We start from the raw sequence: 25,527 nt of genomic DNA, 5'->3' as shown, positions 1-25,527 counted from the left end.
GCCGATGAACAGCCCTGACCTCGTTTCGAAAAGGCCCACTCCATGAACTCCTCCATCGTCGAGCGCCTCAGGCGCGCTGGCCATCTGGACCGCATCTTCGTCGACGGCGAATGGGTCCTGCCCGAAACGCCAGCGCGCAGCGCCGTCATCGACCCTTCGACGGAAGAGCCGGTCGCCGAGATCGCACTGGGCAGCGCCAGAGATGTCGCGGAGGCCGTGGTGGCCGCACGGCGCGCCTTCGCCACCTGGTCCGTGAGCTCCGCCCCGAGCCGGGCCTTGCTGCTCGATCGCATCCACGCCCTGATCCTGGAGCGCGCCGAACTTTTCGCGCAGGCCATCTCGCTGGAGATGGGCGCGGCCATCGGCTTCGCGCGCCTCACGCAGGTGCCGTCCGCGGCGGAGCACATCCGCGTGGCCCGCGACAACGCGCGCACTTACCCCTTCGTCACCCATCGCGGTGACATGGCCCTCGTGCGCGAGGCCATCGGCGTGTGCGGCCTGATCACCCCGTGGAACTGGCCGCTCTACCAGATCACAGCCAAGGTCGGCGCCGCCCTGGCCGCGGGCTGCACGGTCGTCCTGAAGCCCAGCGAGCTGTCGCCCCTGAGCGCCCTGCTCTTTGCCGAGGTGGTGCACGACGCGGGCCTTCCGCCGGGTGTGTTCAACCTGGTGAACGGCAGCGGGACGGAGGTCGGCGCCGCCTTGGCCGAGCATCCCGACGTGGACATGATCTCGTTCACCGGCTCGACCCGCGCCGGCGTCCTGGTGGCGCAAGCAGCGGCCCCGACGGTCAAGCGCGTGGCCCAGGAACTCGGCGGCAAATCGCCCAATGTGATCCTGCCGGACGCGGACCTCTCTGTGGCCGTCCCCAAGGGCGTGGCGGCCGCCTTCCGCAACGTCGGCCAGTCCTGCAGCGCACCGACACGCATGATCGTGCCCCGCGCGCGCCTGCCGGAGGTGGAACGGCTCGCGCTCGAAGCGGCATCGGCCTTTGTCGTGGGCGATCCGCGCTCGCAGCAGACCACGCATGGGCCAGTGGCCAACCGCGCGCAGTTCAACCGGGTGCAGGAAATGATCGGCATCGGCATGGCCGAAGGTGCGCAGCTGCTGTGCGGCGGCCTGGGACGTCCCGAGGGTCTGGACCGCGGCTTCTACTGCCGCCCGACCATCTTCTCCGCAGTGCACTCCCAGATGCAGATCGCGCAGGAGGAGATCTTCGGCCCGGTGCTCGCGATCATTCCCTACGACAGCGTGGACGAGGCGGTGGAGATCGCCAACGACACCGTCTATGGCCTGGGTGCCCATGTGCAAGGCCAGGACCTGGCCGCGGCGCGTGCCGTGGCGGCGCGTATCCGCTCCGGGCAGGTGCACATCAACTACCCGGCGTGGAACCCCGACGCCCCGTTCGGTGGCTACAAGCGCTCGGGCAACGGCCGCGAGTACGGCATCGAAGGTTTCGAGGAGTACCTGGAAACGAAGGCCATTCTTGGCTTCCAGGATGCCTCGGCACCCAGCAGCAACTGACAGACTTTCAGTGAAGACATCGCGCATCGCGCAGGAGCAATCATGACCGTGGCCCTAGTACTGCATCGCGCCGATGGCGCGCCTGTTTCAACCGCTTTCCGCAGGGCGCCGTTCGGCAAGGACGACCCCTTTGCGCGGCATCGCGAGATCGCGTGGGAAGGACCGGGCGAGATGAGCGCCGGCCGCACCAGCTTCATCGGCGAACTCGACGTCGAAAGCTATCCCCACATCGAAACCATCGTCGTGGTCGAGGGCGAGCTGACCCTGACGGCAGAAGGCTCAGCCCCGCTGGTGGTCGGTCCCGAAGCGGGTGCCGTCATCGGATGCGGCACCTCGCTTCGTATCGAAGCCGGATCCCGCGTGCGCTTCGTGTTTTGCGCGGCCGCCTGCGACAAGCCGACGAAGCGCGGCGTCTTCCCCCTGCACACCGACGCCAACTTCACGCCCACCGGCACGCTGCCCGCCGAAGTGCTGCTGGGCCCCGTGCCGGAGTGCCGCAGCGACAAGGTCTTCACCGATGACGCCGCGCAGTACCTTGCGGGCGCCTGGGACTCGACCCCCTACCACCGGATCGTTCGCGCGCATCGCATGAACGAGTTCATGCATCTCGTGGCGGGCAGCGTGCGCTTCGCAGCACCTGACGGCAGCGTGCTGTCTGTGGGCACGGGAGATTCGCTTTTCGTGCCTCAGGGCGCGCCGATCGGATGGGAAAGCAGCGATCGCGTGGCGAAGTTCTACGTGTGCCAAACCGTCCCGGCCTGAGCGGGTGAGCGAGATTCATCATGTCGCCTCCGCTTCGCCACATCCAAACTTCGCCCACGCTGCCGGCCTCGGCGGACGTCGTCGTGATCGGCGGCGGCATCATCGGCGTCTTCACCGCCTACTACCTGGCCAAGCGCGGCATTTCGGTCGCCCTGGTGGAAAAGGGCACCATCGGCGCCGAGCAATCGAGCCGCAACTGGGGCTGGTGCCGGCAGCAGAACCGCGACGCCCGCGAACTGCCATTGGCGAGCAAGAGCCTCGACCTGTGGGAACAATTTGCCGCCGAGAGCGGTGAGGACACAGGCTTTCATCGCTGCGGGCTGCTGTATCTCAGCAATGACGAGGCCGAGATTTCCCGCTGGGCCAGCTGGCGCGATTTTGCGAAGACCGCCGGCGTGACGACGCACATGCTGAGCAGCCGCGAGGCCGCCGAGCGCGGACAGGCAACCGGCCGCGCCTGGAAGGGCGGCGTCTTCTCGCCCAGCGACGGCACCGCCGATCCCGGCAAGGCCGCACCGGCCGTGGCCGCTGCGCTCATCAAGCTCGGGGGCAGCGTCCACCAGAATTGCGCCGCCCGCGGCATCGAGACCGAAGCCGGACGCGTCAGCGGCGTCATCACGGAAGCCGGCGTCATCAAGACCAAGACGGTTGTGATGGCCGGTGGCGCCTGGGCGTCGTCGTTCTGCCGGCAGCTGGGCATCCGCTTTCCGCAGGCGTCGATCCGTCAATCCATCCTGAGCGTGTCCCCGGTGGCACATCGCTTGCCGGATGCCGTGGTGAGCGCGGGCGTGTCCGCCACGCGCCGCAACGACGGACGCTATGCACTGGCCATCAGCGGCCGCGCGCGGGTGGATCCGACAGGTCAGTTCGTGCGCTTTGCTCCGCAGTTCGTGCCCATGTTCGCCAAGCGCTGGCGCAACCTTCGTCCGGGCGGCCTGGAAGCCATTCGGAGTGGCCATGAAACGCTGGCGCGGTGGCGGCTCGATGCGCCAACGCCCATGGAACGCGTGCGCATCCTCGATCCGAAGCCCGATTCCGTGAGCATCAAGGAGACCCATCGCCGCGCGGTCGAACTGCTGCCCCAACTTCGGGACGCAAAGATCACACATGCCTGGGCTGGCTATATCGACAGCACGCCAGACGGTGTTCCAGGCATCGGCGAAGTGCCGGGGCTGCCCGGATTCATTTTGGCCGCGGGCTTTTCCGGCCACGGCTTTGGCATCGGACCCGGCGCCGGCCACCTGATCGCGGACCTTGCCAGCGGCGCCGAACCGATCGTGGACCCCGTCCCGTACCGGCCGGCGCGGTTCAGTGGCTCGGCATGGGGCAAGGTTGCTGAGTTCTAGCATCGATGCTCGCGAGCGATGTGATCGTGGTCGGCGGCGGCTTGGTCGGCACCGCAGTGGCCTATGGGCTGGGCCAGTCCGGCAAGAAGATCACGGTCCTGGATGAAGGCGACGACGCGTTCCGCGCTTCGCGCGGGAACTTCGGCCTGATCTGGGTCCACGGCAAAGGCCGCGGCTTTCCGCAATATGCCCGCTGGACCCGGGAATCCGCCCGCCAATGGCCCGCTCTGGCGGCGCGCCTTCAGCGCGAAACCGGCATCGACGTCCAGGTCAGGCAGGCGGGCGCATTCAACCTGTGCTTTTCCGAGGCAGAGCTCGAGGCGCGCGCCGAACGGCTTGCCGCCGTGCGCGATGAGGTGGGCGGCGACTATCCGTACGAGATGCTGGACCGCGCGGCCCTGCTGCAGCGATTGCCCCACATCGGACCGACGGTGCTCGGCGCCAGCTACTCGCCGATGGACGGCCACGTCAATCCACTCAAGCTGCTGCGCGCCTTGCACACCGCGTGCTCCCGGCAAGGCATGGTGCTCAAGACGGGGCACGGGGTGCAGCGCATCACGCATGCAGACGGCCTGTTCACGGCGCACAGCGGCGGCCAGCAGTTTCGCGCGCCCAAGCTGGTGCTGGCCGCGGGGTTGGGCAATGCACGCCTGGCCGGGCAAGTGGGCCTGCATGCGCCGGTGCGACCGAACCGCGGGCAATTGCTCATCACCGAGCGATGCGAAAAGATCCTCGACCATCCCACGGGCCATATCCGCCAGACCTGCGAGGGCGGCATCCAGATCGGTGAGTCGATGGAAGATGCGGGCTTTGACGACAGCACAACGAACAGCACGCTCGCCGAGCTCTCGCGCCGCGCCATCGCCAGTTTTCCCGTGATCGGCCAGCTCAACGTGGTTCGGGTGTGGGGCGCGTTGCGGGTGATGACGCCCGATGGCTATCCGATCTACCAGGAATCGAAGTCGTGCCCTGGGGCCTACGTCGTCACGTGCCACAGCGGCGTGACGCTGGCCGCAGCCCACGCCTTTCGCATCGCGCCGTGGATCGACGGCTCAGCCGCGCCCGAGGAGCTTGACGCCTTCACGGGCGACCGCTTTCCCGCCGCCGACCCTGGGGCACAAGCCCTGGACCACCACCATGCCCACTGAACCGCTCTTTCGCCCGATCTCGGCCACCACCGAGCCCCACATCGAAGTCGAGTTCGACGGCCGCCGCCTTCCGGTGCTGGGCCAGCGCTCGGTGGCTGCCGCCTTGTTGGCGACCGAGGTGTCGCGCTTTCGCTCCACGCCCGTGTCGGGTGCGCCGCGTGCGCCCTACTGCATGATGGGCGTTTGCTTCGAATGCCTGCTGGAGATCGACGGCATTTCCAATCGTCAAGCCTGCCTCGTGACAGTGCAGCCAGGCATGAAGATCCGCTCGCAGGAAGGCGCACGCCGTGCCGCTTGAAACGGTGGACGTCGCCGTGGTGGGCGCGGGTCCTGCGGGCCTCGCAGCCGCCGCCACCGCGGCCGAACGGGGCCTGTCGGTCGCGCTGCTCGACGAGCAGGTGCATCCCGGCGGACAGATCTACCGCGACGTCGCGCGCGCCGGTGCCGATCGGCTGCAGGTGCTCGGCGACGACTACGCCGCAGGCCGGGCGCTGGTGGAGCGCTTCACGCAATCGACGGCGCGGCACGTGGGCGGCGCATCGGTCTGGAACATCACCCGCGATCGAGCCATTCACTACTTGAAGGATGGGCGATCCCAGTCCATTACCGCCGGCCAGGTCATCCTGTGCACCGGTGCAATGGAGCGGCCATTTCCGATTCCGGGCTGGACACTGCCCGGCGTGATGACCGCCGGCGCGGCGCAGATCCTTCTCAAGAGCGCCGGCGTGGCGCCATCGCAGCCGGTCGTGCTCGCCGGCTGCGGGCCGTTGCTGTACCTGCTGGCGTGGCAGTACTTGCGGGCCGGTGTTCGCATCGGCGCCATCGTCGACACCACGCGGCACAAGGACTACCTGCGGGCCTTGCGACACATCGGTGGTGCCCTGGCGGGATGGCGCGATGTGAAGAAAGGCCTGGCCCTGATCCGCAGCATCAAGGGCACCGGCATCCCCTTCTATCGCGGCGCATGCGATCTATCGGTGGAAGGCGGCGAACGAGCCACGGCCCTGCGCTTTCGCATCGGGAGTACGTCGCACCGCGTGCAGACCGACCTCGTGCTGCTGCACCAGGGCGTGGTGCCCAACAACCAGATCACGGCGTCGCTGCGGCTCGCGCACCGGTGGGACGACCAGCAGCTGTGCTGGCTGCCGCAGACCGATGCCTGGGGCCGCCTCGCGCTGGACGGCTTCCTCATCGCCGGCGACGGGCGTGGCATTTCCGGCGGTGCAGCGGCGGCCGTGCAAGGACAGCTCGCTGCACTGGCCGCGGCGCACAGCGCGGGGCGCTTGCCGGAACTCGAGCGAGACCGCGAGGCCGAGCCGCTGCGATCGGCGCTGCGTCGGCAGCTGCACATCCGGCCCTTCCTCGATACGCTCTACCGCCCCAAGATCCAGCATCGCGTGCCGGCCGACGACGTGATCGCGTGCCGCTGCGAGGAGGTCTCGGCCGGCGAGCTGCGCCGGATGGTCGCGCTCGGCTGCACGGGGCCGAGCCAGACCAAAGCCTTCTCGCGCTGCGGCATGGGCCCCTGCCAGGGCCGCCTATGCGGCCTCACGGTCACCGAGGTCATCGCATATGAACGCGGTGTCTCCCCGGCCGAGGTCGGCCACTACCGCATCCGCCCTCCCATCAAGCCGATCACGCTCGAAGAGCTGGCCGCACTTTGAACCCCCGAAAGCTTCCATGATCCGGCGCATTGCCTTCATCCATACGGTCGCCATGCTGGTCGAGCGTTTCCGCCCGCGCTTCCAGTCGGAACTGCCAGACGCAGACTGCTTTCACATGCTGGACGAAAGTGTCCTGCAGGACCTGATCCGGCAAGGTCCTTCAAGCGGCATCACGCGCCGCATCGTCACGCTCGCACAAATGGCGGCCGATGCGGGTGCCGAGCTGATCGTATTCACGTGCTCCTCAACCTCGCCGGCCATCGATATCGCGCGACAGACGGTGGGTGTGCCGATCCTCAAGATCGATGATCCCCTCTACGCCCGCGTGGCAAGCACGCCGGGCCGCGTCGGCCTGATCTGCACGGCCTCGTCGACGGTCGCACCAAGCCAGGCACTGCTGGCTGCGCATGCGCGGAGCGCCGGTCGCGACATTCCAGCGGAGAGCGTCCTGTGCGCGGCGGCATTCGACGCCCTGGCCAGTGGCCGGCGTGACCTGCACGATCGCCTCGTGTGCGAGGCTGCGGCAGAGTTGGCGCCACGCGTCGATCGCATCGTCCTGGCACAAGCTTCGCTGGCGCAGCTGCCGGAACCGCTCGCCGCGCAACTGGGGCTGCCGGTGTTCGCGAGCCCGGAGCTGTTGGTGCAGGAGGTGATTGCCCGGGTGCGGGATTCGGCCTGATGCTTGCCCGCCTTGACCGAGATCGACCCGTTCAGGGCTGGAAGCCCGAGCGCCGCACCACCGGCTCCCACTGCTGGCGAAAGTTCTTGAGCATCTGCACGGTCTCGGCCTGCGTGCTGACGATGGGCGTGATGTAGGCCGCATTGGCGGCCTTTTGCAGCGCCGGGTCCTGCATCACGTCGCGGATGGCGGTGGCCAGCAGCTGCACCTTGGCCGGCGGCATCGCGGCAGAGGCGAAAAAGGTGTTCCACCCATCGGCTTCGATCTTCATGCCGGCCTCGCGAAAGGTCGGTATCGCTGGCGCGAAGCTCACGCGCTTCTTGCCCGACACCGCCAGGATGCGGATCTTGCCAGCGACGTGCTGCCCGTAGAGCGAATCGAGCGTGTCGATCGCGATCGGCAGGCTGCCGCCGCTCAGGTCGGCCGACAGGGGCGCAGATCCGCCGTAGCCCTTGATCTGCGGCTGCACGCTCAGCGCATCGCCCACCATCAGGCCGAAGAAGTGGGGCAGGCTGCCGGTGGCCGGCACGCCGAAGACGGCCTCTTCCGGATGTGCCCAGAGCCGGCCCACGAGGAACATCGCGCGGTCGAGCTGCAGCTTGTTGCCCACGGCCAGCGCGAAGTCGTAGCTGCTGACCTGCGACACGGGGACGAAATCCTTGTCCGGGTCGTAGCCCAGGTCCTTGAAGACGAGCGGCGCCACCACCATGACGGCGGGGTTGCCGAGCATCAGCACGTTCTGTCCGGCGGGCGCGCGCTTGATCTCCTTGGCGGCCAGCCGGCCGCCTTCGCCCGGACGGTTCTCGACTGTCACCGCCACGCCGAGCTTCGGGCCGAGGCGCTCGGCCACGAGGCGCGCGATGCGGTCGGTGCTGCCGCCAGCGGTGTAGCCGACCACCAGCGTGAGCGGGCCGTCGAAGATCGGCGTCTGCGCGTGGGCCAGCGGCGCGACACATGCCGCACACGCGGCGAGTGCGAGGCCCCATGCGTTGAGCTTGCGCCGGGAAAAGAATGCGGTCATCGGGTTTCCTGCTTGCGGATGGTGGCGGCGACACGGGCGCGCGCAGGACTTCGCGGCGACAATCGCCGCCCTGCGTTTGTTTCATCCCGTGTTATTTGTTACCGTTTATACGCAGGCCACAAACAGTTGATCTAATCCATCACTCCCCGCCGAGGCGCGCGGACCACACCCTTTCACGCTTCCTGATTTCCATGCACGGTCCGCAAGACACGCCCGCCTTTCCAGATGCCAGCGCGGTGCTCGCGCCCCGTTCGCTCGACGACCTGCTCCTGTATCGCTTCTCGCGCGCGGTTCGCGCGAGCAACGGCATGGCCACGCGCCTGGTCGAGGGCGGGTTCGGCATCACGCGGCGTGAATGGGGAATGATCGCCACGCTCGCGCAGCAGGGCGAGATCCGCTCCTCGGCGCTGGCTGCACACCTGCACCTGGACCGCGTGCGCACCTCGCGCGGCCTGCGCGGCCTGGTCGACAAGAAGCTGGTGGTGCGCCGACAGGACGCCCACGACAGGCGCGAAGTGCACGTGCAGCTGAGCCCCTCGGGCCAGCAGCTCTTCGGCCGCGTGTTTCCGCGCATCGCGGATCTGAACGTCGACCTGCTCGAGGGCATCGCGCCCGCGCACCTCGACATCTTTTTGCAGTGCCTGCAGCACCTCGAACAGCGCGGCAACGCCTTGAGCGCGCAGGGGGCGGTGGCCGAGAAGGCCGACCGGCGATCTGGCGGCACGCGGCACCGGTGGCCGGAGTCGCGCCAGGGTTAGCGGCGCGCGCTCAGCGCAGATCGAACAGCGCGGCCGCGTTGCCCCATGCAATGCGCCGCGCCACCTCGGGAGGCAGGTCGCCGAGCCAGGCGCGGTAGCTGCGCATGATTTCGTCGTAAGCGCTCCAGCGCTGGTTCACCCAGGTGTCGGAACCGATCATGAAGCGCTCCGGGTACTTGAGGATCAACGCGCGCCACTCGGGGCATAGCTTGCCGCCTTCGCAGGTCAGCCCCGGCCGGTACGAGAGTTCGCCCATCAGCAACGGGTAGCGCTCGAGCAGCGCCTGCACACGCTCGATGGGTGCGCCGCCGATGCCGGTGTGCGCCCAGATGAGGCGCAGGTTCTTGCCCTTCGACGGCGCGTGGGCCATTAGCAGATCGATCGCCACGTCGTCCACATGCGCCAGCACCGCGAGCTTCTGCCGCTCCGCCAGCGCGATCAATTTCCTGGCCACCGGGCCGTTGGCATTGGCGCTCTCGTACAGGTGGAATTCGCCGATCCCGCGGTAGGGCCCGCTCGCCGTGCCGCGCGCCAGCTCAGCCAGCACCATCTCGTGGATGGTCTCGTCGCGGAACCAGTTGCTGTAGTCGTCGCGGTTGCGGTACAGGCGCACGAAGGGCACCACCGTCACGCCCGCGGCGCGGGTCTCGCGTGCCGCGGCCAGCGTCTGCGTGCCGGCGTTGGGCCGCGAGTTGGCAATGATCGCCGTCACGTGGTTGCGCTGCATGCGAGCGAGCGCCTCGGCGGGCGGATAGGGCCCCGTGTTGCCGTCCCAGGCCTCCTGGTTGTAGTGCAGGTGCGTATCGAACAACGGGCCGTCGTAGGGCTGCGGGCTGCTCTGTGCGGCCTGGCCATGGGCAAGTGGCGCCAGGGCGATGCCGCTGGCCAGGACAAGCGCCAAGACAAGGGTCATGAGGGAGGCGATGGCTTTCATGTGTGCTGGATTCTGGCGCAGTCCTTGACTCCGCGGGGGCATGGCACGCAACGCCTGTAGGTCAAAACGCCCACTTCCCTCATGCGCTGCATCGCCGTGTAATAGGAGCGCCTGACCGGCACCTGCCCACCGCCTGCTTCCGACCGGCCGGGCCGCGTCAGCGCATGGAACACGAATATGGAATCCCTCCTCCTCGCCCGCGTCCAGTTCGGCTTCACGATCTCGTTCCACATCATCTTTCCGGCGCTGACCATCGGGCTCGCGAGCTACCTGGCCGTGCTCGAAGGCCTGTGGCTGCGCACCGGCCGCAAGGTGTACATCGACCTGTACCAGTTCTGGATCAAGGTCTTTGCGGTGGCCTTCGGCATGGGCGTGGTGTCGGGCCTGGTGATGGCCTACCAGTTCGGCACCAACTGGAGCAACTTCTCGCGCTTTGCCGGTGGCGTGACCGGGCCGCTGCTGGCCTACGAGGTGCTGACCGCGTTCTTTCTCGAAGCCGGCTTTCTGGGTGTGATGCTGTTCGGACGCGAACGGGTGGGACCGGGCCTGCACTTCGTCTCGACACTGGCCGTGGCGGTCGGCACGCTGGTCTCCGCCACCTGGATCCTCGCGTCGAACAGCTGGATGCAAACGCCGCAGGGCCACGAGATCATCGACGGGCGCGTGGTGCCGGTCGACTGGTTCAAGGTGATCTTCAACCCGTCCTTTCCCTATCGGCTGGCGCACACCGTCACGGCGGCCTACCTTGCAACGGCGCTGATGGTGGGGGGCGCTGCGGCCTGGCATCTTTTGCGCGGCAACGACAACACGCGCGTGCGCACCATGCTGTCGATGGCGCTGTGGATGCTGCTCGCGGCGGCGCCGCTGCAGGCGCTCATCGGCGACCAGCACGGCCTCAACACGCTCGAGCACCAGCCCGCCAAGCTCGCCGCGATCGAAGGCCACTGGGAGCGCACGGCGGAGGGCGAAGGCGTGCCGCTGATTCTTTTCGGCTGGCCGGACATGAAAGCGGAGGTCACGCGCTTCGCGATCGAAATTCCGCGCGCCGGCAGCCTGCTGCTCGCGCACAGCTGGGACGGGCAGATTCCTGCGCTGAAGGAGTTCGCTCCGGAAGACCGGCCGAACTCCACCATCGTGTTCTGGACCTTCCGCGTGATGGTGGGCCTGGGCGTGCTGATGATCGCGCTGGCCTTCTGGGGGCTGTGGCTGCGCCGCGGCCAGCGGCTGTATTCGCAGCGCGGGTTCCTGCGGCTGGCGGTGGCCCTCTCCCCCGCGGGCCTCGTGGCCATCCTGGCCGGCTGGTTCACCACCGAGATCGGCCGCCAGCCCTGGGTCGTCTATGGCCTCATGCGAACGGCCGATGCGGTGTCGCCGCAGCATTCGACCTCGCAGGTCGGGTTCACGCTCGCACTGTTCGTCGTCGTGTACTTTGTGGTGTTCGGTGCCGGCACGGCCTACGGGCTGCGCCTGATCGCCAAGGGTCCCACGGGCGACCATGGCGATCCGCCCATGCATGGAGGGCCCGGAGAACCGCGGCAGCCCATGCGCCCGCTTTCAGCAGCACCGGAGTCCGACGATGGGCATTGACCTTCCCCTGATCTGGGCCGTCATCATCCTGTTCGGCATCATGATGTACGTGGTGATGGACGGCTTCGATCTCGGCATCGGCATTCTCTTTCCGTTCTTGCCGGCCAAGGAAGACCGCGACGTCATGATGAACACCGTGGCGCCGGTGTGGGACGGCAACGAGACCTGGCTGGTGCTCGGCGGGGCCGGCCTGTTGGCGGCGTTTCCGCTGGCCTATGCCGTGATCCTCAGTGCGTTCTACCTGCCGCTCATCCTCATGTTGGTGGGGCTGGTGTTTCGCGGCGTTGCGTTCGAATTCCGCTTCAAGGCCCGGGCGGGCAAGCGGCGCTGGTGGGACGCGGCCTTCATCGGTGGCTCCTTCACCGCCACCTTCTTCCAGGGCGTGACGCTGGGCGCGTTCCTCAACGGCCTGAAGGTCGTGGACGGCAACTTTGCCGGCGGCTCGTTCGACTGGGTCTCGCCGTTCTCGCTTTTCACGGGCCTCGCGTTGGTTGCGGCTTACGCGCTGCTCGGCGCCACCTGGCTCGTGATGAAGACCGAAGGCCGCTTGCAGATGCGCATGCGCAGCCTGGCACGGCCTCTGGCGTGGCTCATGCTCGCCGTCATCATCGTGATCAGCATCTGGACGCCGCTCGCGCACAAGGCCATTGCAACGCGATGGTTCAGCCTGCCCAACCTGCTGTACTTCGCGCCGGTGCCGCTGCTCGTGGCGCTCGTGGTCTACAAGCTGCTGCAGGCACTGCGTGGCGACGGCCACGCGTCGCCCTTCGTGCTCACGCTGGCCCTGCTCTTCCTCGGCTACACAGGCCTGGGCATCAGCCTGTGGCCGAACGTCATTCCGCCCGACATCTCGATCTGGCAGGCGGCGGGCCCCGCGCAGAGCCTGGGCTTTGCGCTGGTGGGCGCGCTCTTGATCATCCCCATCATCCTGATGTACACGGCCTGGAGCTACTGGGTTTTTCGCGGCAAGGTGCGGCATGGCGATGGCTACCACTGACGCGCCGGGCTCAGGACGGCGCAAATGGTTGCGCCGCCTTGGTTGGCTCGCGGCCATCTGGCTCGCGAGCGTGGTCTCGCTTTATCTGCTGGCCTTGGTGCTGCGCTTTCTCATGAACGCGGTCGGCCTGAGCCATTGAACTGCCGCCCGGGGTACCCACAACCTACCCAAGGCGTCGGCGCCGTCCGACAGGGGCCGCCCCTCGCGCGCGCAGGCTGAGAAACATCCGGCACGCAGCGGTGTCGAACAAGCCCAAGACCATGAAGAACCGGACGGCTCATGAGGCGACCGTCACCTTGAAGCTGCCTTCGGGCGTGAAGGGGCGTGCGCTGGTCGAGACGCTTCGACGAGCGGGCATTCCCGTCGATGCGCTCGGCAGCGTGACATCGGGCTATCTGTTCGTGCGGACCACCGGCCGCTTCGGCAGGCGGGCCAATACCTTTCGATGGTTTGCTGCCGGCAGCAGCGAAGAGTCGGTGGCCGCGATTGCTTCGCCGCGCGCCAAGGAGGACGCCGACAACCATTCGGCTGCCAAAAGCGGGCAAGGCCTCGTTCTTCCGGTCGCGCATCCGCCCGTGCCCGCGCCCGTGACCTACCTGCGGGTGTGGAAGGAGCTGGAACAACACGCGCGCCGCGCGGAAACCGAGTTGCACGCCAAACGCATCGCGTTCTTCCGGGATCTCGGGCCGCCGCCCGATGCCCTCGACCGGGAGTTGGTGAAGCGCGCGTGGGCAACGGCAAACCAGTGTCTTGCGGCCGCACACGAGGAGATGAGCGGCAGGGCTTCCGAGAGTGAATCCGAGAGCGAACCGCTCGCCGGTCCCGTCGGGCCTTCGGCTGACAGTATCCCTGCGTCGGTCAGCGAGCCCGATGCGGCAACCCGTCAATGACGTGCGGAATGAGCTGCGTACTCGCTTCAAACGATGTGATTACGTACCCGGCTTTGCTATAGAACTTTCCGCGTAAACACTTGCGCGGGTCGCGCGGATTCGATGGTTTTCGGCAGGGATATCCCGCATGGAATGAGTCGGCTGCGACGATGCATCGAGGGTCTAATGAACTCCGACGCCAGTCAGAACAAACCGCACGGCATGAAAAAAAAGGCACCCCTGAGGCTCGTCGCAACATGGCGCTTTGCAGCGCTCCCGCTGGCGGCGCATGCCGAGCAGGTCGTGTGATGCAGAGCGAAAGCGGTGACGCACCCCGACAAAGAGGGTCCAGGAGCAGGCCGCGATCGAGCGGGTTCCTGGGTGGCTTTGCGTGGTGGAGAAAACCGCTCACCCTGCGGGCGGAAATCGCACTCGGCTTCGGCGTCGTCATCGCGCTGATGCTCGCACTGGGCGTTGCCTTCTATCTCAGCGAGCAGCGGTCCTCGGCCGCCATCGACAAGCTGCTGAACAGCGACAGCCGGATGGCCGAACTGAGCCTGCGCAGTTCGCTCGCGATGTACAAGGCGCGCGACGCCGAAAACGAACTGCTGCTGTCGGTGGACCGTCTCGGCGTGGCGGAGGCCAGCGCGCGCTCCCTGCCGGCCATGCGGAACCATCTGCTGGACATGCGCGAGTACCTTTCCAGCCTGCGGATCATCTCGACCGATGCACAGTTTCGCGACCGGGTCGACCGGATCGAGGCGCAAACGCAGCAATACGAGGACGGGTTTCTCGCCTTCCTCAAGCAGCGCGGCAAGGAAGGCAATCTCAGTTCGGCACGCACGTCTCGCCAAGGCTACGTGGACGCGGCGGTGGCCGTCGAGTCGTCGGTGGAAGCCCTGCACACCGCGGCGAGCAAGCAAGCTCTGCAGACAAGAAGCGATGTCGCGCGCGCAGCCAGTTTCTCGCGCTGGGCTGCCATTGCCATGATCGTGCTGGCCGCCGTCATGGGCCTCGTGGTCGCCAGGATCGTCTCGCTGCGCATCGCGGGCTCCGTCGCGCAGCTCATCGCCTTTTCGCGGCGCGTGGCCTCGGGAGATTTCAGCGCAAGGGCGCAGCAAGGCCGCGACGATGAATTCGGTGTCCTGGCAAGAGCCATGAACCAGATGGCCGAGTCGATCGAGAATTCCAATGTGCTGCTGCAGAGCAGCGCCGACACCTTGAAGCATCAGGCCACCCACGATGCGTTGACGGGGCTTCCGAACCGCGCGCTGCTGGAGGACCGGCTCAAGCAGGCCATATCGTATGCGGATCGATACGGCCGCCTGATGACGGTGGTGTTCATCAACCTCGACGGCTTCAAGTTGGTCAACGACAGTCTCGGCCGCAAGGCCGGGGATGAATTGCTGAAGGTCATGGCGGCACGCATGAGCAAGTGCCTGCGCAGCGTGGACACGGTGGTGCGCACAGGCGGCGACGAGTTCGTGATCGTTCTGTACGACCGGCCAGGACAGGGCACGGAGATCACCCCGGCCCTGCAAAGGCTGCTCGAGGCCATTGCGCGGCCCGTTCAGATCAGGGGCCAGGCGGTCGAGGTCACGGCCAGCATGGGCGTGGCCACCTATCCCGCGGACGGCGCCGATGCCGACGCCTTGGTCATGAACGCCGACGCCGCGATGTACCGTGCCAAGGAGGCGGGGCGAAACGCCTTCCAGTTCTATGCGGCCGAGATGAACGACACCATCCGCGGCCGGCTCGCCATGCGCGAAGAGTTGCGCAATGCCATCGCACGGGGCGAGTTCTACCTCGTGTACCAGCCCCAGCTGGAAATGAGATCGGGCCAGGTGATCGGCGTGGAGGCATTGATCCGCTGGCAGCATCCGGAACGCGGCGTGATCTCGCCGGCGGAATTCATTCCACTGGCAGAAGAGACGGGGCTCATCGTCCCCATCGGCGAATGGGTGCTGCGCACCGCCTGCTTCCAGCACATGGCGTGGCAGCGTGCGGGCCTGCCCACCTTCGGCGTTTCGGTCAATGTGTCGGCGCGGCAGTTCAGGGAGCGGACCTTGATCGAGCAGGTTGCGCGGGCGCTCGCAGACAGCGGACTCGAAGCCCATTTGCTCGAACTCGAACTGACCGAAAGCATGGTCATGGAAGATCTCGAGAGCGCCCTTTTGTCGATGAACGCGCTGCAAGCGATGGGCGTGCAGCTCTCCGTCGACGATTTCGGTACCGGCTATTCGAGCCTGAGCGCGCTCAAGCGCTTTCCGATCGCCAGGCTGAAGATCGATCGCGCCTTCGTGCGTGACATTCCCGACGACGATGAGGACAAGGCAATTGCCAAGGCCATCATCTCGCTGGGGCACGAGCTCAATCTCAAGGTCATCGCCGAAGGGGTCGAGACCGAGCAGCAGCTGGAATTTTTTCGCGCCAACGGCTGCGACGAGATGCAGGGCTACCTTTTCAGTCCCCCGGTCTCACCCTCCCAGCTTGCGACCTTGGTCGGCACACGCTCCGGCGCCGTACACGAGCTGGGCCCGCGGATCGACCCACGCAAGAAGCATCGCGCCTAAGGCGGCGGGTGCTGCACCGGCGCACGCTGCGCCATCAGCGCAGCAACCCAGTCGATGAACACGCGCAACTTGGCGCTCACATGCCGGTTCGGCGGAAACGCGATGTAGATGGGCATCGGATCGAGTTGCCAATCTTTGTCGAACAGCGGCACCAGCTCGCCGCGTGACAAGTGCGCCTCGGACATGTAGTGCGGCAGCCAGAGGACGCCCAGGCCTGCCAGGCCGGCCGCGAGGTAGGCATTGCCGTCGTCCACCGCCAGCACGTAGCGGCCCTGCACCTGGAGGCTTTCGCCGCCGTCCAGGCGGTGCAGGGTGTACGGCAAGGCCTTGCCGGTGCGCGGCCAGTGGAAGGCGACGACGCGGTGATGCGAGTTTTCGAGCTCCCGCGGGTGCGAGGGCGCGCCGGCGCGTTCGAGGTAGCTCGGCGCCGCGTAGATCCCCAGCTGCAGGTCGCCCACGCGGCGCGCCATCAGCGACTGGTCGGTGAGTTCGCCGCCGCGCACCACGCAGTCCACGTTCTCGCCGATCAAGTCCACCATGCGGTCGCTCACGCCCATGTCGAGCTGGATGTCGGGATAGCGTGCGTGGAATGCCGGCAAGGCCGGCACCAAAATCAGCCGCGCAAGCGGACTGGGCACGTCCACCCGAAGCCGCCCCCGCGGCAATGCCGACGCATCGGACAGGCTGGTCTCGGCATCGTCCATGTCTCCCAGCAGCCGCACCACGCGCTCGTAGTACGCCGCGCCGTCGGCCGTGACGTTGACCTTGCGCGTCGTGCGATTGAGCAGCTTGACGCGCAGCCGCGCTTCCAGTTGCTGCACCAGCTGCGTCACGCTGGTCTTGCTCATGTGAAGCGTCTCCGCCGCCTTGGTGAAGCTGCCTGCTTCCACCACGCGGGCAAACGCCTGCATTGCATCGAAACGGTCCATCTCTCTCTGCTCCTGATGCTTCCTGGATTGTTTGGCATTCGCAAACAGTGATTATTGGCTTTGCTGGTTTATCGGCAAGGCGGGGATGCGTAGAGTCCCTTCATCGCAATCAGGGGCCGGCCGGCTCGGCCCATTCAAGAAAGAGGAAGGAACATCCATGGCTACACGCGACGTCGTTTTTCCGCCGGGGCGCCAGGCGCTCTATGAAAAGAACCGCTATTCGCCGGCGATCCGCTCCAACGGCTTCCTGTTCGTTTCGGGCCAGGTCGGCAGCCGCGAGGACGGCTCGCCCGAGCCCGATCTGGAAGCGCAGGTCCGGCTCGCATTCGGCAATCTGAACGCAGTGCTTGCGGCTGCAGGCTGCACCTTCGACGACGTGATCGACGTGACCGTCTTCATCGTCGATCCCGAATCGAAGTTCGAGAGAATCTGGAAGCTGGTGCCCGAGTATTGGGGCAACGCGCCGCACCCGACGCTGACCGGCGTCGGCGTGACGTGGCTCTATGGCTTCGACTTCGAAATCAAGGTGATTGCGAAGCTCCCCGAGGCGAGGGTGGACTGAGCTGGCCGGCGAGTGGGCGCTGATGAGGACCTCCGGTGGTCGGGTCCACCCTGTCGAGCGTCTGCCAGAATCAGCTCTACCCTCCCATCCGGACCACCACTGATGCGCCGCGTGCTCTTTATCTGCAGCAGGAACAGGCTCCGCAGCCCCACCGCCGAAAGCGTGTTCGCAGCGCCCGGCATCGAGACGGATTCCGCCGGCCTCGCGCCGGACGCAGACTGCGTACTGAGCGCCGAACAGGTTGAATGGGCCGACCTGATCTTCGTGATGGAAAAGCAGCACCGGGCAAAGCTCAAGCAGCGATTCAAGGCATCGCTGCATGGGAAAAAGATCGTGTGCCTTGACGTTCCCGATCGCTATGAGTTCATGCAGCCTGAGCTCGTCGCGCTGCTTCAGCAGAAGGTCGGTCAACATCTTCGTTAGAGAAGCAAGAGCGAGGCGCGGTCGAACGGCCGGACGCAGCCCACTTATCATCCGAACGACCCTTTCACTTTGCACCGCAATGACACAGAAGAACAATATCATCGTGTCTCTCGACTTCGACTCGGCCAGTGGGGCATTCGAACTGGTGGAGCAGCTCGGACCATCGGCGCGGTTCTACAAGGTCGGCCTTCAACTGTTGACTGCGGTAGGCCCGGCCGTGGTGCACAAGCTGATTTCGGGCGGCAAGGAAGTCTTTCTCGACCTGAAGCTCCATGAAATACCCACGTCGGTCGCCGCTGCAGTACGTGCGGCTGGTGCCTTGGGAGCGTCGATGGTGACCGTTCACGCATCCGGAGGCTCTGCCGTGCTGCGAGCCGCAGTGGAAGCTGCTCGCGCCTACCCCAAGTTGAATGTGCTGGCGCTGACGGTGATCACGAGCTTGCGAGATGAAGACCTCCGGGAATTGGGCTTGGACACGACGGTCCCGGAGCAAGTCGTACGACTGGCCAAGCTGGCCGCTGCGACCGGCTGCCATGGCGTGGTCGCCTCAGCCGAAGAGGCCCGGCTGCTTCGCGACCTTCTCCCGCCGGAAATGCTCATCGTTACCCCAGGCACGCAGCTGCAGACCGATGCGAAGAATGACCAGGCACGAGTGGCTACGCCGTTCGACGCGATACGTTGGGGCGCGAGTCACATCGTGATCGGACGCTCGATCTCTCGCTCGCCGAATCCGGCCGATGCGTTTGCTGTCATCCAGACGCAGGTGGATGGGGCCGTCTCCTTGTGATCGCGTTTCATCGGGAATGGAATTTCTTTCGCTGAGCTTGGAACTGCGCCGCCAAGCCGCTCAGCGCTGGCCTCGGTCGCGGCAGAATGCGACCGGCTGTTGGATTCCGCCGATCTGACCCCAGAGGGTCAATTTTTGGTGGCAATCAACAGCATGTGCCTCATTTCGCATCAGGCCAGTTTGACCGCCTCTGCTTGATAGATCGCCATCTCCGGCCTTCCATCGGAAAGCTGGGCCATGGACTTCGCAAACTGTCGCGATGCCTCGACTTGAAAATGGGCTTGCAGCGCGGCCATGTCCCGCCAGCGTTCAACGAAGACGAATCGTTGCGGCTGCTGCACGTCGCGGCACACTTCATGGGAAACGCATCCCGGCTCGGCGCGAGACCGAAGCACGTGTTCGACGGCAAGCTTCTGCATCGCCTCGTCGGCGCCTTCGCGCGCAATCGCATGGCCTGTCACGATGATCATCGTAGGTACTCCGTGTGGTGATGGGGGAAGAAAGCAATTGGCAGTCAGCGGGCGCTGGCGCCGCCGTCGATGGGGATGATGGCACCCGTCATGTAGCTCGACGCCGCGGACGCCAGCAGCAGCGCGAGCCCCTGGATCTCCTGCGGCTGCGCGATGCGACCCAGGGGGATATAGCTGCGCATGCGTTCCACGCTTTCGGGCAGGCGCAGGCGCCCACCGTTGATGCCGGTGGCGAAGGGACCGGGCGCAATTGCATTGACCAGCACGTTGAAGGGCGCCAGCTCCACAGCCGCCTGGCGCACGAGATTGTTGACCGCCGCCTTCGAGGCGACGTACGCGTAGCCGGAAAGCGCTTCGGCGCGCAAGCCGGCAATCGACGAGGTCACGACGATCCGGCCCCGCCCGCGCGGCTTCATGTGGCGGCTGGCGGCGCGCATGGTTGTGAGTACACCGTCGAGATTCACCCGAAGCACCCTGTCCCACGCGGCCATTTCAACGTTCTCCAGGCGGCCTGCATCCACCAAGAAACCGCGGCCGGCGCTCATGCCCGCATTGGCAAACACGCAATCGATGCCGCCAGGCTGCGCCGCCAGCGCATCCACCAGGCCGTCCACCGCAGCGGTATCGCTGACATCCAGCGGCGAACCTTTGGCCTTCGAGTAGTGGGGCTGCAATCGGTTCAGCTCGACTCCGAGCAGTTCGGCGTCGAGGTCGGACATGATGACCTCGGCACCGGCTTCAAGCATGGCCTCGGAAATCGCCAATCCGATGCCGCTCGCGGCTCCGGTGACGAGGATCCGTTGACCGCTCAGATCGAATAGCGAAGGCAAGCTCATTGGTGCTCCTGTTCAGCTCTTCTTGAGTGGGATCAGCTCGTCCCAGCGCTCGGCGGCTTCGATCATGTAGTGCACGCTCAATACCACCCGCTGGAACATCCACTGCCCGTCAAGGCGGATGTACTCGTCGTCAAACCGGCCTACCACGTAGTAGCTCTTGCCGTCACGCACGGGACGACCATCGAGGTAGCTGAATCCGGTGCCTCGCTCCCCCTGGACGTCAACAACATGGCTGTGGATGAACTGCCGCGCCGACTGAACGGGGAAAGTGGCAAAAAAAGCCCGGATGTTCTCGCGTCCCCGCACCTCGGGGCGGCCTCCGTAGACGATCGCCGCATCCGGTGCGAAGAGTTCGTACAGCCGTGGGCCGGCGTCCTCGTTGACCAGCTCGTGGTAACTCGCGCGCAGCGCGCGGATCGCTTCGATGCTCTCGAACCGTTCGACCTGAGCCTGGAGGGCGTGGACCTGCCGCTGGAGTGCCGCGAATGCGGCGGTGTCGGGTGCTGTCATCGCGTACTTTCTTGATGGATGGCGCGGAAGTCGCCGAGGATCTGTTGCATGCGGCGCTCGACCGAAGCGCCGGTATGTGCATGTGGAATGACGTAAAAGCGGCGCGCGTGAATTGCTTCCAATGTCATTCGTGCGACGTCGCTGGCGTCGATAGTGGATGCCGCCATGCCGGCGCGTACCCGCTCTTCGTGGGCCGGGGCGGTCGGACCCGAGACTCCCAGAGAAACCGGCCGGTTGCGCTGCGACCGAAGGATGCCTGTGGGCAGCAGCGAGGGGCACAGCACCGAGACGCCGATCGGGACGCCAGTCTGTTCCAGGTCCTTGGCCAAACACTCGGAGAACGCCACCACGGCGTGTTTGGTGGCGCAATAGACGGCGGAGCCCGGCAGCGTCGCAAGCCCTGCGGCCGAAGACGTATTGACGACGTGTGCCGGCGTGCCGCGCTCCAGCATGCGAGGGACGAAGCTGCGGACGCCATTTGCCACGCCCATCACATTCACGCCTAGCACCCATTGCCAGTCCGCCTCGGAGGCCTCCCAGGCCGGACCGAGCACGGCGACGCCGGCGTTGTTGAAGAGCCAATCCACGCCGCCCCATGTGCGCCAGCACGCCTGCGCGAGTTGCTCGACGTCGGCCGCTTTCGAGACGTCGCAGGCCTGCGCGAGGCAGGGGGCCCCGACTGCTTCGACCAAGGCCTGCGTCTGCGCGAGCGCGGCGGCTTCGATATCGGAAATCACGAGTTTCATCCCTTCGCGCGCACACGCGAGTGCCAACTCCCTTCCGATGCCGCTGCCCGCACCTGTGACAACGGCGACCTGCGGCGCCGTCATTCGAGACTGGCTCCGGACTTGCGGATCACTTCGGTCCACTTCCCCGCCTCGCTGGCGACATAGGCCTGGAACGCCTCGTGCGGCATGCCGATCGTGAAGCTCGCAGCCGAATCGAGCGCGGCCTTGACAACCGGCGAGCTCATGACCTGAGTCACTTCGTCCGAGAGCCGCTTCACGATGGCGGCCGGGGTATTGGCCGGTGCGAACAGGCCACCCCAGCTGAGCGCTTCCACACCGGCGAAACCCGCTTCGGCCATGGTCGGGACGTTCGGCAGGACCGGGATGCGGCTGGCGCTGGTGACCGCAAGGGCACTGATCTTGCCGCTGCGAATGTGCGGTGCCGACGTCTGGACGAAATCGAACATCACGTCCAAGTTGCCGGCCATCAGGTCGACCAGTGCCGCGGAACTGGCCTTGTACGGAACGTGGGTGAAGCGCGCTCCAGTGCGGGTTTGCAGCAACTCCAGGCACAGATGGCCCGAGGTACCGTTGCCACCCGACCCAAAGTTGAGCTTGCCCGGTTGCTTCTTGCCGAACTCGACCAGTTCGGCAACGGTGTTGAAATTTCGTCCCGGGTTTGCGACCAGCACGTTGGCGTTGCCCGTCAGTCCATGGATGGCAACGAAATCCTTGATCGGGTCATACCGTATCGTCTTGTACAGGGCGCTGTTGGTGCCCTGCGTTCCCTGAGTGCCGATCAACAGCGTGTACCCGTCGGGCGCGGCCCGCGCCACGTATTCGGCCCCAATGGAGCCGCTTACACCCACCCGGTTGTCGATGACGATCGGCTGGCCGAGGCGCTCGCTGAGCACGCGCGCGATCACACGGGCTTGCGCATCGACGACGCTTCCTGCGGAAAACGGCACCACCAAGGTGATGGGTCGCAGTGGATAGACGCCCTGTGCGAACGAGGGCCGCGATAGCGGCAGCGCGCCAATGGAAAGCATGAAGATGCGGCGATTGATCATGGGCGTGTCTGGTTATTCGGCAAGTCAAATCATGGTGAAGCCGCCTGAGGCACCAATCGTCTGTCCTGTGATGAACAGCGCTCGGTCCGAGGCCAGGAAGGTCACCAATCCAGACACATCGGTCGGACGAGAGAGCCGGCCGACGCCCTTGGAGATCGGGTAGGCGCCGAGCATCTTGCCCAGCAGTTCGTTGTTCTCCAGCGTGGCGTTGACGTTCAGCGGACCGTCCTTGATGCCTTCGTGCGATACCGCGCCTAGCGCCACCGAGTTGACGGTGATCGCATGGCGCCCGTGCTCGCGCGCCAGCGCCTTGGCAAAGCCGGCGATGGCCGCCTTCGCACCCGAATAGACCGCCATGTTCGCTTCGCCGATGCGCCCGGCTTCAGAGATGATGTTGACGATGCGTCCGCTCCTGCGTTCGACCATGCCAGGCAGCACGGCGCGACAACAATGCATGGTGCCGTAGACATTGAGATTCACGATCTTGGCCCAGTCGGCGACGGGCATATCAAGGAACGGCGGTGTGCGGCCGCCTTTTTCGCGGCGTTCGGGAATGATGCCGGCGTTGTTCACCAGCACGGTGACCGGCGTCCCGAAATGGCTGGCAGCGCGTGCAACCATGCCCTCGACCTCATCCTGCTTCGTGATGTCCGCGGGCGCGGCCCAAGCGCGGCCGCCCGCTGCCGTGATCTCGCCCGCCACGGCCTCGGCGCGATCGGCGAACAGGTCGTTAACGACGACCTGGGCCCCCTCGGCCGCGAGCTCGATGCAGATTTGCCGGCCAACGCCTTGGCCTCCGCCGGTGACGAGTGCCACTTGTCCGTTCAATCCGAGTTGCATGTGAGTCCTTTGTTGGTGTGCGGGTAGGAGATCAGCGTCCCGTGAAGCGGGGTTCGCGCTTCTCGACGAAGGCGCGCATGCCCTCGGCGCGGTCCTCGCTGTCGACGATCATGGCGGCGGCGTAGCGCTCGTACTCGAGCCCTGAATCCAGGTCCGTTTGCATCCCGCGGTTGATGGCGCGCTTGGCGAAACGCACAGCGAGCGGTGGGTGCTGCGCGATGCGCCGGGCCAGCTCTAGTGAGGCCGGCATCAGTTCGGCGGGCGGCAGCACGCGGCTCACGAGGCCGTAGCGATGTGCCGTTTCGGCGTCGATGAGGTCGGCCGTGAGGATCAATTCCTTGGCGCGCGCCTCACCGATGAGCCGCGGCAACCGCTGGGTGCCGCCGGCAGCGGGGATCACACCGAGCTTGATCTCGGGCAGGCCGAAGCGCGCGCTCGACGCGGCCAGCCGGATGTCGCAGCACAGCGCAATCTCCAGGCCGCCGCCCAGCGCCACGCCATTGATGGCCGCGACGACCGGCTTCTCGAATTCTTCGATGTTGCGAAACAGATCGTGCGTGGCCTTCTGGCGCACGAAGTACTCGGTGCCTCGTACCACGTCGGTGGCGCGCTCCTTGATGTCGGCGCCGGCGCAGAAGGCGCGGTCACCGCTGCCGGTGATCAGCACCGCGCGCACACGCTCGTCTCCTCTCGCCAACTCGAAGAATGCGCGCGCCAGGTCGGGCTTCATCGTGCCGCCCAGGGTGTTCATGCGGTCGGGGCGGTTCAGCGTGATCACGGCAACCTGGCCCTGCACTTCGTAGAGCAGCGTGCCCAGGTCTTGAATGTCGGTGGAAGTCATGAAGGTGTTCCTCGTGTTGAAACGCGTCGGCGCTCAGGTGGAAGCGGAGAGCACGTGCGCGATCGACACAGAGCCCAGGCCGATCATGTGCGCCATGCCCCAACGGGCTTGCGGCTGCTGTCGCCCTTCTGCCTCGCCGCGCAGTTGACGCGTCAGTTCTGCCAACTGGCCGATGCCCGTGGGGCCCAGCGGATGACCCATGCCGATCAAGCCGCCCGAGGCGTTGATGGCGCAGCGTCCGCCGATCTGCGAGTCGCCGCGCGCCAAGAACCGCGCCCCCTCGCCGGCTTCGCAGACGCCGATGGCCTCGCTGTACAGCAGCTCCTCCACCGAGAATGCGTCGTGCAGTTCGAGCAAGTCGAGTTCCGTTGGAGCGATGCCCGCCTGTTCGAAGGCGGCCCGGGCACTGGAGCGCACGAGTTCGATGGCGGCGTCGCCATAGTGGCGCTCGTCGCGCTCGCTGCCGGCCACCGAGGCGCGCACGCGCACACACCGACGCGCATCAAGGCCCATCCGCTGGATGGCTTGTCCGGACACGAGCAGCACCGCGGCCGCACCCTCGCCGCGGGGGCAGCACTGCTGCACGGTGAGGTCTCCCGCCACGCGTGGCGACGCCAGCACCTGCTCGAGCGTGCGCGGCTTGCGGAACTGGGCGAAGGGATTGCGTGCCGCATTGCCGTGGTTCTTGACGGCAACCCCCGCCATTTCTGCCACGCTCGCACCCCGCTCACGCAGATAGGTGCGCGCCATCATCGCGAACTTGACGGCAGGGATGGTGGCCGTGTCGCTCAACCGGTCCAAACCGTCCTTGTTCGCCGCGCGGCGTCCGTCGCCGTGCTTGTCCACGCCCACGGCCAGGACCGCGTCGCTCATGCCGGTCGCAATCTCCATGCAGGCCTGTCGGAATGCGAACGAGCCCGAGGCGGAAGCGTTCTCGACCTGTGTCACGCCCAAGCCGGTCGAGCCCAGGTGGCGCAACATGACGCGCCCGGCGGCCATGCCGATCGAGGTCGTGCCAACATAGGCACTCTGCACCTGGTTCCAGCGCAGGCCCGCGTCGTCCAGCGCTGCGCGTACAGCCGTCAGGCCCAAGTGGGTGTAGGGCGTCTCGCTGGGGAACTGATAGGGGTGCAAGCCGATGCCGGCGATGTAGACGCCGCCGCTGGCGTCAATCCAGTTGCTGGCCGGAAGCGTGTTACCACTCATGGCGTCACCTTGGCGTCGGCTGGTACGAAGCGGCAGGCATAGACACCCTGGGCTTCACGCACCTCGGCAACCGCTCGAAGCGTCATGCCTGGGCGCAGCGAGGTCTCGTCATTGGCCCATATCACCCCTTCCTCGACGATCCCGTCGGCGATGCGTATATCCCCTGCGATGCTGGGCGCGGCCATGCCCGGTACCAGTGGAACGTGGAGCGTGACGTACTCCAGCAACTCACCACCGCCTGGGCGGCTCAGCTTCTGCGCGTCGACCAGCGGGTCACCGCAGTGCGTGCAGCCCGGCACGTTGGCCGGAAAGCTCACAGCGCCGCAGGCACCGCACTGCACGAAGAAGAAATCGAGTGAATGGCCGTCCTCTGCCAGCTCGTAGAGCGTGGGATGCAGCGGCTTCAAGGTAGTCTGTTGTTCGGTCATGTGAATCGAAGGGATGACAGGGAAAGTGGGACGAG

Annotated in this window: 29 protein-coding genes; 17 read left to right on the top strand and 12 right to left on the bottom strand. The window is 66.3% G+C overall.

What is annotated here, in order from left to right; translation table 11 throughout:
- Window positions 1-42 precede the first annotated feature (42 nt).
- Genes ASC78_RS05610 through ASC78_RS05580 form a run of 7 tightly spaced genes read left to right on the top strand, consistent with a single transcriptional unit; the run spans window position 43 to window position 7,123 of the window.
- A complete protein-coding gene (locus ASC78_RS05610; RefSeq protein ID WP_055797651.1) occupies window positions 43-1,524 on the top strand; it encodes an aldehyde dehydrogenase family protein in 1,482 nt (493 codons plus the stop codon).
- 42 nt (window positions 1,525-1,566) lie between these two features.
- Window positions 1,567-2,286, top strand: a complete 720-nt coding sequence (locus ASC78_RS05605; RefSeq protein ID WP_055797648.1) for a cupin domain-containing protein — start codon at window positions 1,567-1,569, stop codon at window positions 2,284-2,286.
- A gap of 20 nt (window positions 2,287-2,306) precedes the next feature.
- On the top strand, window positions 2,307-3,632 hold the full coding sequence (locus tag ASC78_RS05600) for an NAD(P)/FAD-dependent oxidoreductase (protein WP_055797645.1): 1,326 nt from the start codon (window positions 2,307-2,309) through the stop codon (window positions 3,630-3,632).
- Window positions 3,633-3,637: 5 nt separating this feature from the next.
- Entirely contained in the window at window positions 3,638-4,780 is a 1,143-nt protein-coding gene (locus ASC78_RS05595) for an NAD(P)/FAD-dependent oxidoreductase (protein ID WP_055797642.1), read from the top strand.
- Window positions 4,770-5,078 carry a (2Fe-2S)-binding protein gene (locus ASC78_RS05590; protein ID WP_055797639.1) on the top strand — a complete coding sequence of 103 codons (309 nt, stop codon included), beginning with the start codon at window positions 4,770-4,772 and terminating at the stop codon, window positions 5,076-5,078. The genes ASC78_RS05595 and ASC78_RS05590 overlap by 11 nt, the downstream gene beginning before the upstream one ends.
- Complete coding sequence (locus tag ASC78_RS05585) at window positions 5,068-6,444, top strand: FAD-dependent oxidoreductase (protein WP_055797636.1); 1,377 nt, start codon at window positions 5,068-5,070, stop codon at window positions 6,442-6,444. Before ASC78_RS05590 ends, ASC78_RS05585 begins: the two co-directional genes overlap by 11 nt.
- A gap of 16 nt (window positions 6,445-6,460) precedes the next feature.
- Entirely contained in the window at window positions 6,461-7,123 is a 663-nt protein-coding gene (locus ASC78_RS05580; protein WP_055797634.1) for an aspartate/glutamate racemase family protein, read from the top strand.
- 31 nt (window positions 7,124-7,154) lie between these two features.
- Here the strand turns inward: ASC78_RS05580 and ASC78_RS05575 are convergent, their stop codons facing one another.
- A complete protein-coding gene (locus ASC78_RS05575) occupies window positions 7,155-8,144 on the bottom strand; it encodes a tripartite tricarboxylate transporter substrate-binding protein (RefSeq protein ID WP_082517434.1) in 990 nt (329 codons plus the stop codon).
- 191 nt (window positions 8,145-8,335) lie between these two features.
- Between ASC78_RS05575 and ASC78_RS05570 the strand changes: the two genes are divergently transcribed.
- Window positions 8,336-8,902, top strand: a complete 567-nt coding sequence (locus tag ASC78_RS05570) for a MarR family winged helix-turn-helix transcriptional regulator (protein WP_055797631.1) — start codon at window positions 8,336-8,338, stop codon at window positions 8,900-8,902.
- A gap of 10 nt (window positions 8,903-8,912) precedes the next feature.
- Here ASC78_RS05570 and ASC78_RS05565 read toward each other — a convergent pair whose 3' ends face one another.
- The gene (locus tag ASC78_RS05565; protein ID WP_200934270.1) at window positions 8,913-9,836 is read right to left on the bottom strand and encodes an amidohydrolase family protein; all 924 of its coding nucleotides are present in this window, start codon (window positions 9,834-9,836) and stop codon (window positions 8,913-8,915) included.
- 177 nt (window positions 9,837-10,013) lie between these two features.
- On the opposite strand from ASC78_RS05565, the gene ASC78_RS05560 reads away from it, so the two are divergent.
- From ASC78_RS05560 to ASC78_RS05545, 6 genes are all read left to right on the top strand, one after another.
- Window positions 10,014-11,423: a cytochrome ubiquinol oxidase subunit I gene (locus tag ASC78_RS05560; protein ID WP_055797626.1), complete on the top strand. Its 1,410-nt coding sequence runs from the start codon at window positions 10,014-10,016 to the stop codon at window positions 11,421-11,423.
- Window positions 11,413-12,420 carry a cytochrome d ubiquinol oxidase subunit II gene (gene cydB / locus ASC78_RS05555; protein WP_055797624.1) on the top strand — a complete coding sequence of 336 codons (1,008 nt, stop codon included), beginning with the start codon at window positions 11,413-11,415 and terminating at the stop codon, window positions 12,418-12,420. Before ASC78_RS05560 ends, cydB begins: the two co-directional genes overlap by 11 nt.
- Entirely contained in the window at window positions 12,407-12,559 is a 153-nt protein-coding gene (locus ASC78_RS26925) for a DUF2474 domain-containing protein (protein ID WP_327198112.1), read from the top strand. Before cydB ends, ASC78_RS26925 begins: the two co-directional genes overlap by 14 nt.
- Before the next feature lie 121 nt (window positions 12,560-12,680).
- Window positions 12,681-13,310: a hypothetical protein gene (locus ASC78_RS05550; RefSeq protein ID WP_200934269.1), complete on the top strand. Its 630-nt coding sequence runs from the start codon at window positions 12,681-12,683 to the stop codon at window positions 13,308-13,310.
- Between the two features lie 165 nt (window positions 13,311-13,475).
- Window positions 13,476-13,598 carry a hypothetical protein gene (locus ASC78_RS28235; RefSeq protein ID WP_268810382.1) on the top strand — a complete coding sequence of 41 codons (123 nt, stop codon included), beginning with the start codon at window positions 13,476-13,478 and terminating at the stop codon, window positions 13,596-13,598.
- Entirely contained in the window at window positions 13,598-15,862 is a 2,265-nt protein-coding gene (locus ASC78_RS05545) for a putative bifunctional diguanylate cyclase/phosphodiesterase (protein ID WP_200934268.1), read from the top strand. The genes ASC78_RS28235 and ASC78_RS05545 overlap by 1 nt, the downstream gene beginning before the upstream one ends.
- On the opposite strand, the gene ASC78_RS05540 is transcribed toward ASC78_RS05545, so the two are convergent.
- Complete coding sequence (locus ASC78_RS05540; RefSeq protein ID WP_055797619.1) at window positions 15,859-16,791, bottom strand: LysR family transcriptional regulator; 933 nt, start codon at window positions 16,789-16,791, stop codon at window positions 15,859-15,861. The genes ASC78_RS05545 and ASC78_RS05540 overlap by 4 nt on opposite strands.
- Before the next feature lie 157 nt (window positions 16,792-16,948).
- Between ASC78_RS05540 and ASC78_RS05535 the strand changes: the two genes are divergently transcribed.
- The 3 genes from ASC78_RS05535 to pyrF all read left to right on the top strand — a co-directional run bounded on the left by ASC78_RS05535 (window position 16,949) and on the right by pyrF (window position 18,563).
- The gene (locus tag ASC78_RS05535; protein WP_055797614.1) at window positions 16,949-17,353 is read left to right on the top strand and encodes a RidA family protein; all 405 of its coding nucleotides are present in this window, start codon (window positions 16,949-16,951) and stop codon (window positions 17,351-17,353) included.
- Window positions 17,354-17,455: 102 nt separating this feature from the next.
- Window positions 17,456-17,776 (top strand): low molecular weight protein tyrosine phosphatase family protein, encoded by a 321-nt coding sequence (locus ASC78_RS05530; protein WP_055797611.1) that lies wholly within the window; start codon window positions 17,456-17,458, stop codon window positions 17,774-17,776.
- Between the two features lie 79 nt (window positions 17,777-17,855).
- Window positions 17,856-18,563, top strand: a complete 708-nt coding sequence (gene pyrF, locus ASC78_RS05525; protein WP_055797608.1) for an orotidine-5'-phosphate decarboxylase — start codon at window positions 17,856-17,858, stop codon at window positions 18,561-18,563.
- Between the two features lie 170 nt (window positions 18,564-18,733).
- Here pyrF and ASC78_RS05520 read toward each other — a convergent pair whose 3' ends face one another.
- From ASC78_RS05520 to ASC78_RS05480, 9 genes are read right to left on the bottom strand one after another with little or no spacing between them, the layout of a single operon-like run.
- Window positions 18,734-19,033, bottom strand: coding sequence for a putative quinol monooxygenase (locus ASC78_RS05520; protein WP_055797604.1), 300 nt, complete (start codon window positions 19,031-19,033; stop codon window positions 18,734-18,736).
- A gap of 44 nt (window positions 19,034-19,077) precedes the next feature.
- A complete protein-coding gene (locus ASC78_RS05515; protein ID WP_055797601.1) occupies window positions 19,078-19,869 on the bottom strand; it encodes an SDR family NAD(P)-dependent oxidoreductase in 792 nt (263 codons plus the stop codon).
- A 12-nt stretch (window positions 19,870-19,881) separates the two neighbouring features.
- Window positions 19,882-20,379, bottom strand: coding sequence for a nuclear transport factor 2 family protein (locus ASC78_RS05510; RefSeq protein WP_055797598.1), 498 nt, complete (start codon window positions 20,377-20,379; stop codon window positions 19,882-19,884).
- On the bottom strand, window positions 20,376-21,209 hold the full coding sequence (locus tag ASC78_RS05505) for an SDR family NAD(P)-dependent oxidoreductase (protein ID WP_055797596.1): 834 nt from the start codon (window positions 21,207-21,209) through the stop codon (window positions 20,376-20,378). Before ASC78_RS05505 ends, ASC78_RS05510 begins: the two co-directional genes overlap by 4 nt.
- Window positions 21,206-22,177 carry a Bug family tripartite tricarboxylate transporter substrate binding protein gene (locus tag ASC78_RS05500; protein ID WP_055797593.1) on the bottom strand — a complete coding sequence of 324 codons (972 nt, stop codon included), beginning with the start codon at window positions 22,175-22,177 and terminating at the stop codon, window positions 21,206-21,208. Before ASC78_RS05500 ends, ASC78_RS05505 begins: the two co-directional genes overlap by 4 nt.
- A 24-nt stretch (window positions 22,178-22,201) precedes the next feature.
- Window positions 22,202-23,017 (bottom strand): SDR family NAD(P)-dependent oxidoreductase, encoded by an 816-nt coding sequence (locus tag ASC78_RS05495; protein WP_055797591.1) that lies wholly within the window; start codon window positions 23,015-23,017, stop codon window positions 22,202-22,204.
- A 31-nt stretch (window positions 23,018-23,048) separates the two neighbouring features.
- Window positions 23,049-23,858, bottom strand: a complete 810-nt coding sequence (locus tag ASC78_RS05490) for an enoyl-CoA hydratase/isomerase family protein (protein WP_055797589.1) — start codon at window positions 23,856-23,858, stop codon at window positions 23,049-23,051.
- A gap of 33 nt (window positions 23,859-23,891) precedes the next feature.
- Window positions 23,892-25,064 carry a thiolase family protein gene (locus tag ASC78_RS05485; protein WP_055797586.1) on the bottom strand — a complete coding sequence of 391 codons (1,173 nt, stop codon included), beginning with the start codon at window positions 25,062-25,064 and terminating at the stop codon, window positions 23,892-23,894.
- Window positions 25,061-25,492, bottom strand: a complete 432-nt coding sequence (locus ASC78_RS05480) for a Zn-ribbon domain-containing OB-fold protein (RefSeq protein WP_055797582.1) — start codon at window positions 25,490-25,492, stop codon at window positions 25,061-25,063. The genes ASC78_RS05485 and ASC78_RS05480 overlap by 4 nt, the downstream gene beginning before the upstream one ends.
- Window positions 25,493-25,527 lie beyond the last annotated feature (35 nt).

The sequence above is a fragment of the Variovorax sp. Root318D1 genome, from assembly GCF_001424835.1.
In the GTDB taxonomy this organism is placed as follows: Bacteria; Pseudomonadota; Gammaproteobacteria; order Burkholderiales; family Burkholderiaceae_C; genus Variovorax.
The sequence above is the reverse complement of the archived record's forward strand: the minus strand, read 5'-3'. Positions and strand labels throughout refer to the sequence as shown.

Bases quoted from the DNA above. Each gene is read 5' to 3' on its own strand.
- ASC78_RS05610 (WP_055797651.1), top strand. From the start codon at position 43: ATGAACTCCTCCATCGTCGAGCGCCTCAGGCGCGCTGGCCATCTGGAC.
- ASC78_RS05605 (WP_055797648.1), top strand. From the start codon at position 1,567: ATGACCGTGGCCCTAGTACTGCATCGCGCCGATGGCGCGCCTGTTTCA.
- ASC78_RS05600 (WP_055797645.1), top strand. From the start codon at position 2,307: ATGTCGCCTCCGCTTCGCCACATCCAAACTTCGCCCACGCTGCCGGCC.
- ASC78_RS05595 (WP_055797642.1), top strand. From the start codon at position 3,638: ATGCTCGCGAGCGATGTGATCGTGGTCGGCGGCGGCTTGGTCGGCACC.
- ASC78_RS05590 (WP_055797639.1), top strand. From the start codon at position 4,770: ATGCCCACTGAACCGCTCTTTCGCCCGATCTCGGCCACCACCGAGCCC.
- ASC78_RS05580 (WP_055797634.1), top strand. From the start codon at position 6,461: ATGATCCGGCGCATTGCCTTCATCCATACGGTCGCCATGCTGGTCGAG.
- ASC78_RS05575 (WP_082517434.1), bottom strand. From the start codon at position 8,144: ATGACCGCATTCTTTTCCCGGCGCAAGCTCAACGCATGGGGCCTCGCA.
- ASC78_RS05570 (WP_055797631.1), top strand. From the start codon at position 8,336: ATGCACGGTCCGCAAGACACGCCCGCCTTTCCAGATGCCAGCGCGGTG.
- ASC78_RS05565 (WP_200934270.1), bottom strand. From the start codon at position 9,836: ATGAAAGCCATCGCCTCCCTCATGACCCTTGTCTTGGCGCTTGTCCTG.
- ASC78_RS05560 (WP_055797626.1), top strand. From the start codon at position 10,014: ATGGAATCCCTCCTCCTCGCCCGCGTCCAGTTCGGCTTCACGATCTCG.
- cydB (WP_055797624.1), top strand. From the start codon at position 11,413: ATGGGCATTGACCTTCCCCTGATCTGGGCCGTCATCATCCTGTTCGGC.
- ASC78_RS26925 (WP_327198112.1), top strand. From the start codon at position 12,407: ATGGCTACCACTGACGCGCCGGGCTCAGGACGGCGCAAATGGTTGCGC.
- ASC78_RS05550 (WP_200934269.1), top strand. From the start codon at position 12,681: ATGAAGAACCGGACGGCTCATGAGGCGACCGTCACCTTGAAGCTGCCT.
- ASC78_RS28235 (WP_268810382.1), top strand. From the start codon at position 13,476: ATGAACTCCGACGCCAGTCAGAACAAACCGCACGGCATGAAAAAAAAG.
- ASC78_RS05545 (WP_200934268.1), top strand. From the start codon at position 13,598: ATGCAGAGCGAAAGCGGTGACGCACCCCGACAAAGAGGGTCCAGGAGC.
- ASC78_RS05540 (WP_055797619.1), bottom strand. From the start codon at position 16,791: ATGGACCGTTTCGATGCAATGCAGGCGTTTGCCCGCGTGGTGGAAGCA.
- ASC78_RS05535 (WP_055797614.1), top strand. From the start codon at position 16,949: ATGGCTACACGCGACGTCGTTTTTCCGCCGGGGCGCCAGGCGCTCTAT.
- ASC78_RS05530 (WP_055797611.1), top strand. From the start codon at position 17,456: ATGCGCCGCGTGCTCTTTATCTGCAGCAGGAACAGGCTCCGCAGCCCC.
- pyrF (WP_055797608.1), top strand. From the start codon at position 17,856: ATGACACAGAAGAACAATATCATCGTGTCTCTCGACTTCGACTCGGCC.
- ASC78_RS05520 (WP_055797604.1), bottom strand. From the start codon at position 19,033: ATGATCATCGTGACAGGCCATGCGATTGCGCGCGAAGGCGCCGACGAG.
- ASC78_RS05515 (WP_055797601.1), bottom strand. From the start codon at position 19,869: ATGAGCTTGCCTTCGCTATTCGATCTGAGCGGTCAACGGATCCTCGTC.
- ASC78_RS05510 (WP_055797598.1), bottom strand. From the start codon at position 20,379: ATGACAGCACCCGACACCGCCGCATTCGCGGCACTCCAGCGGCAGGTC.
- ASC78_RS05505 (WP_055797596.1), bottom strand. From the start codon at position 21,209: ATGACGGCGCCGCAGGTCGCCGTTGTCACAGGTGCGGGCAGCGGCATC.
- ASC78_RS05500 (WP_055797593.1), bottom strand. From the start codon at position 22,177: ATGATCAATCGCCGCATCTTCATGCTTTCCATTGGCGCGCTGCCGCTA.
- ASC78_RS05495 (WP_055797591.1), bottom strand. From the start codon at position 23,017: ATGCAACTCGGATTGAACGGACAAGTGGCACTCGTCACCGGCGGAGGC.
- ASC78_RS05490 (WP_055797589.1), bottom strand. From the start codon at position 23,858: ATGACTTCCACCGACATTCAAGACCTGGGCACGCTGCTCTACGAAGTG.
- ASC78_RS05485 (WP_055797586.1), bottom strand. From the start codon at position 25,064: ATGAGTGGTAACACGCTTCCGGCCAGCAACTGGATTGACGCCAGCGGC.
- ASC78_RS05480 (WP_055797582.1), bottom strand. From the start codon at position 25,492: ATGACCGAACAACAGACTACCTTGAAGCCGCTGCATCCCACGCTCTAC.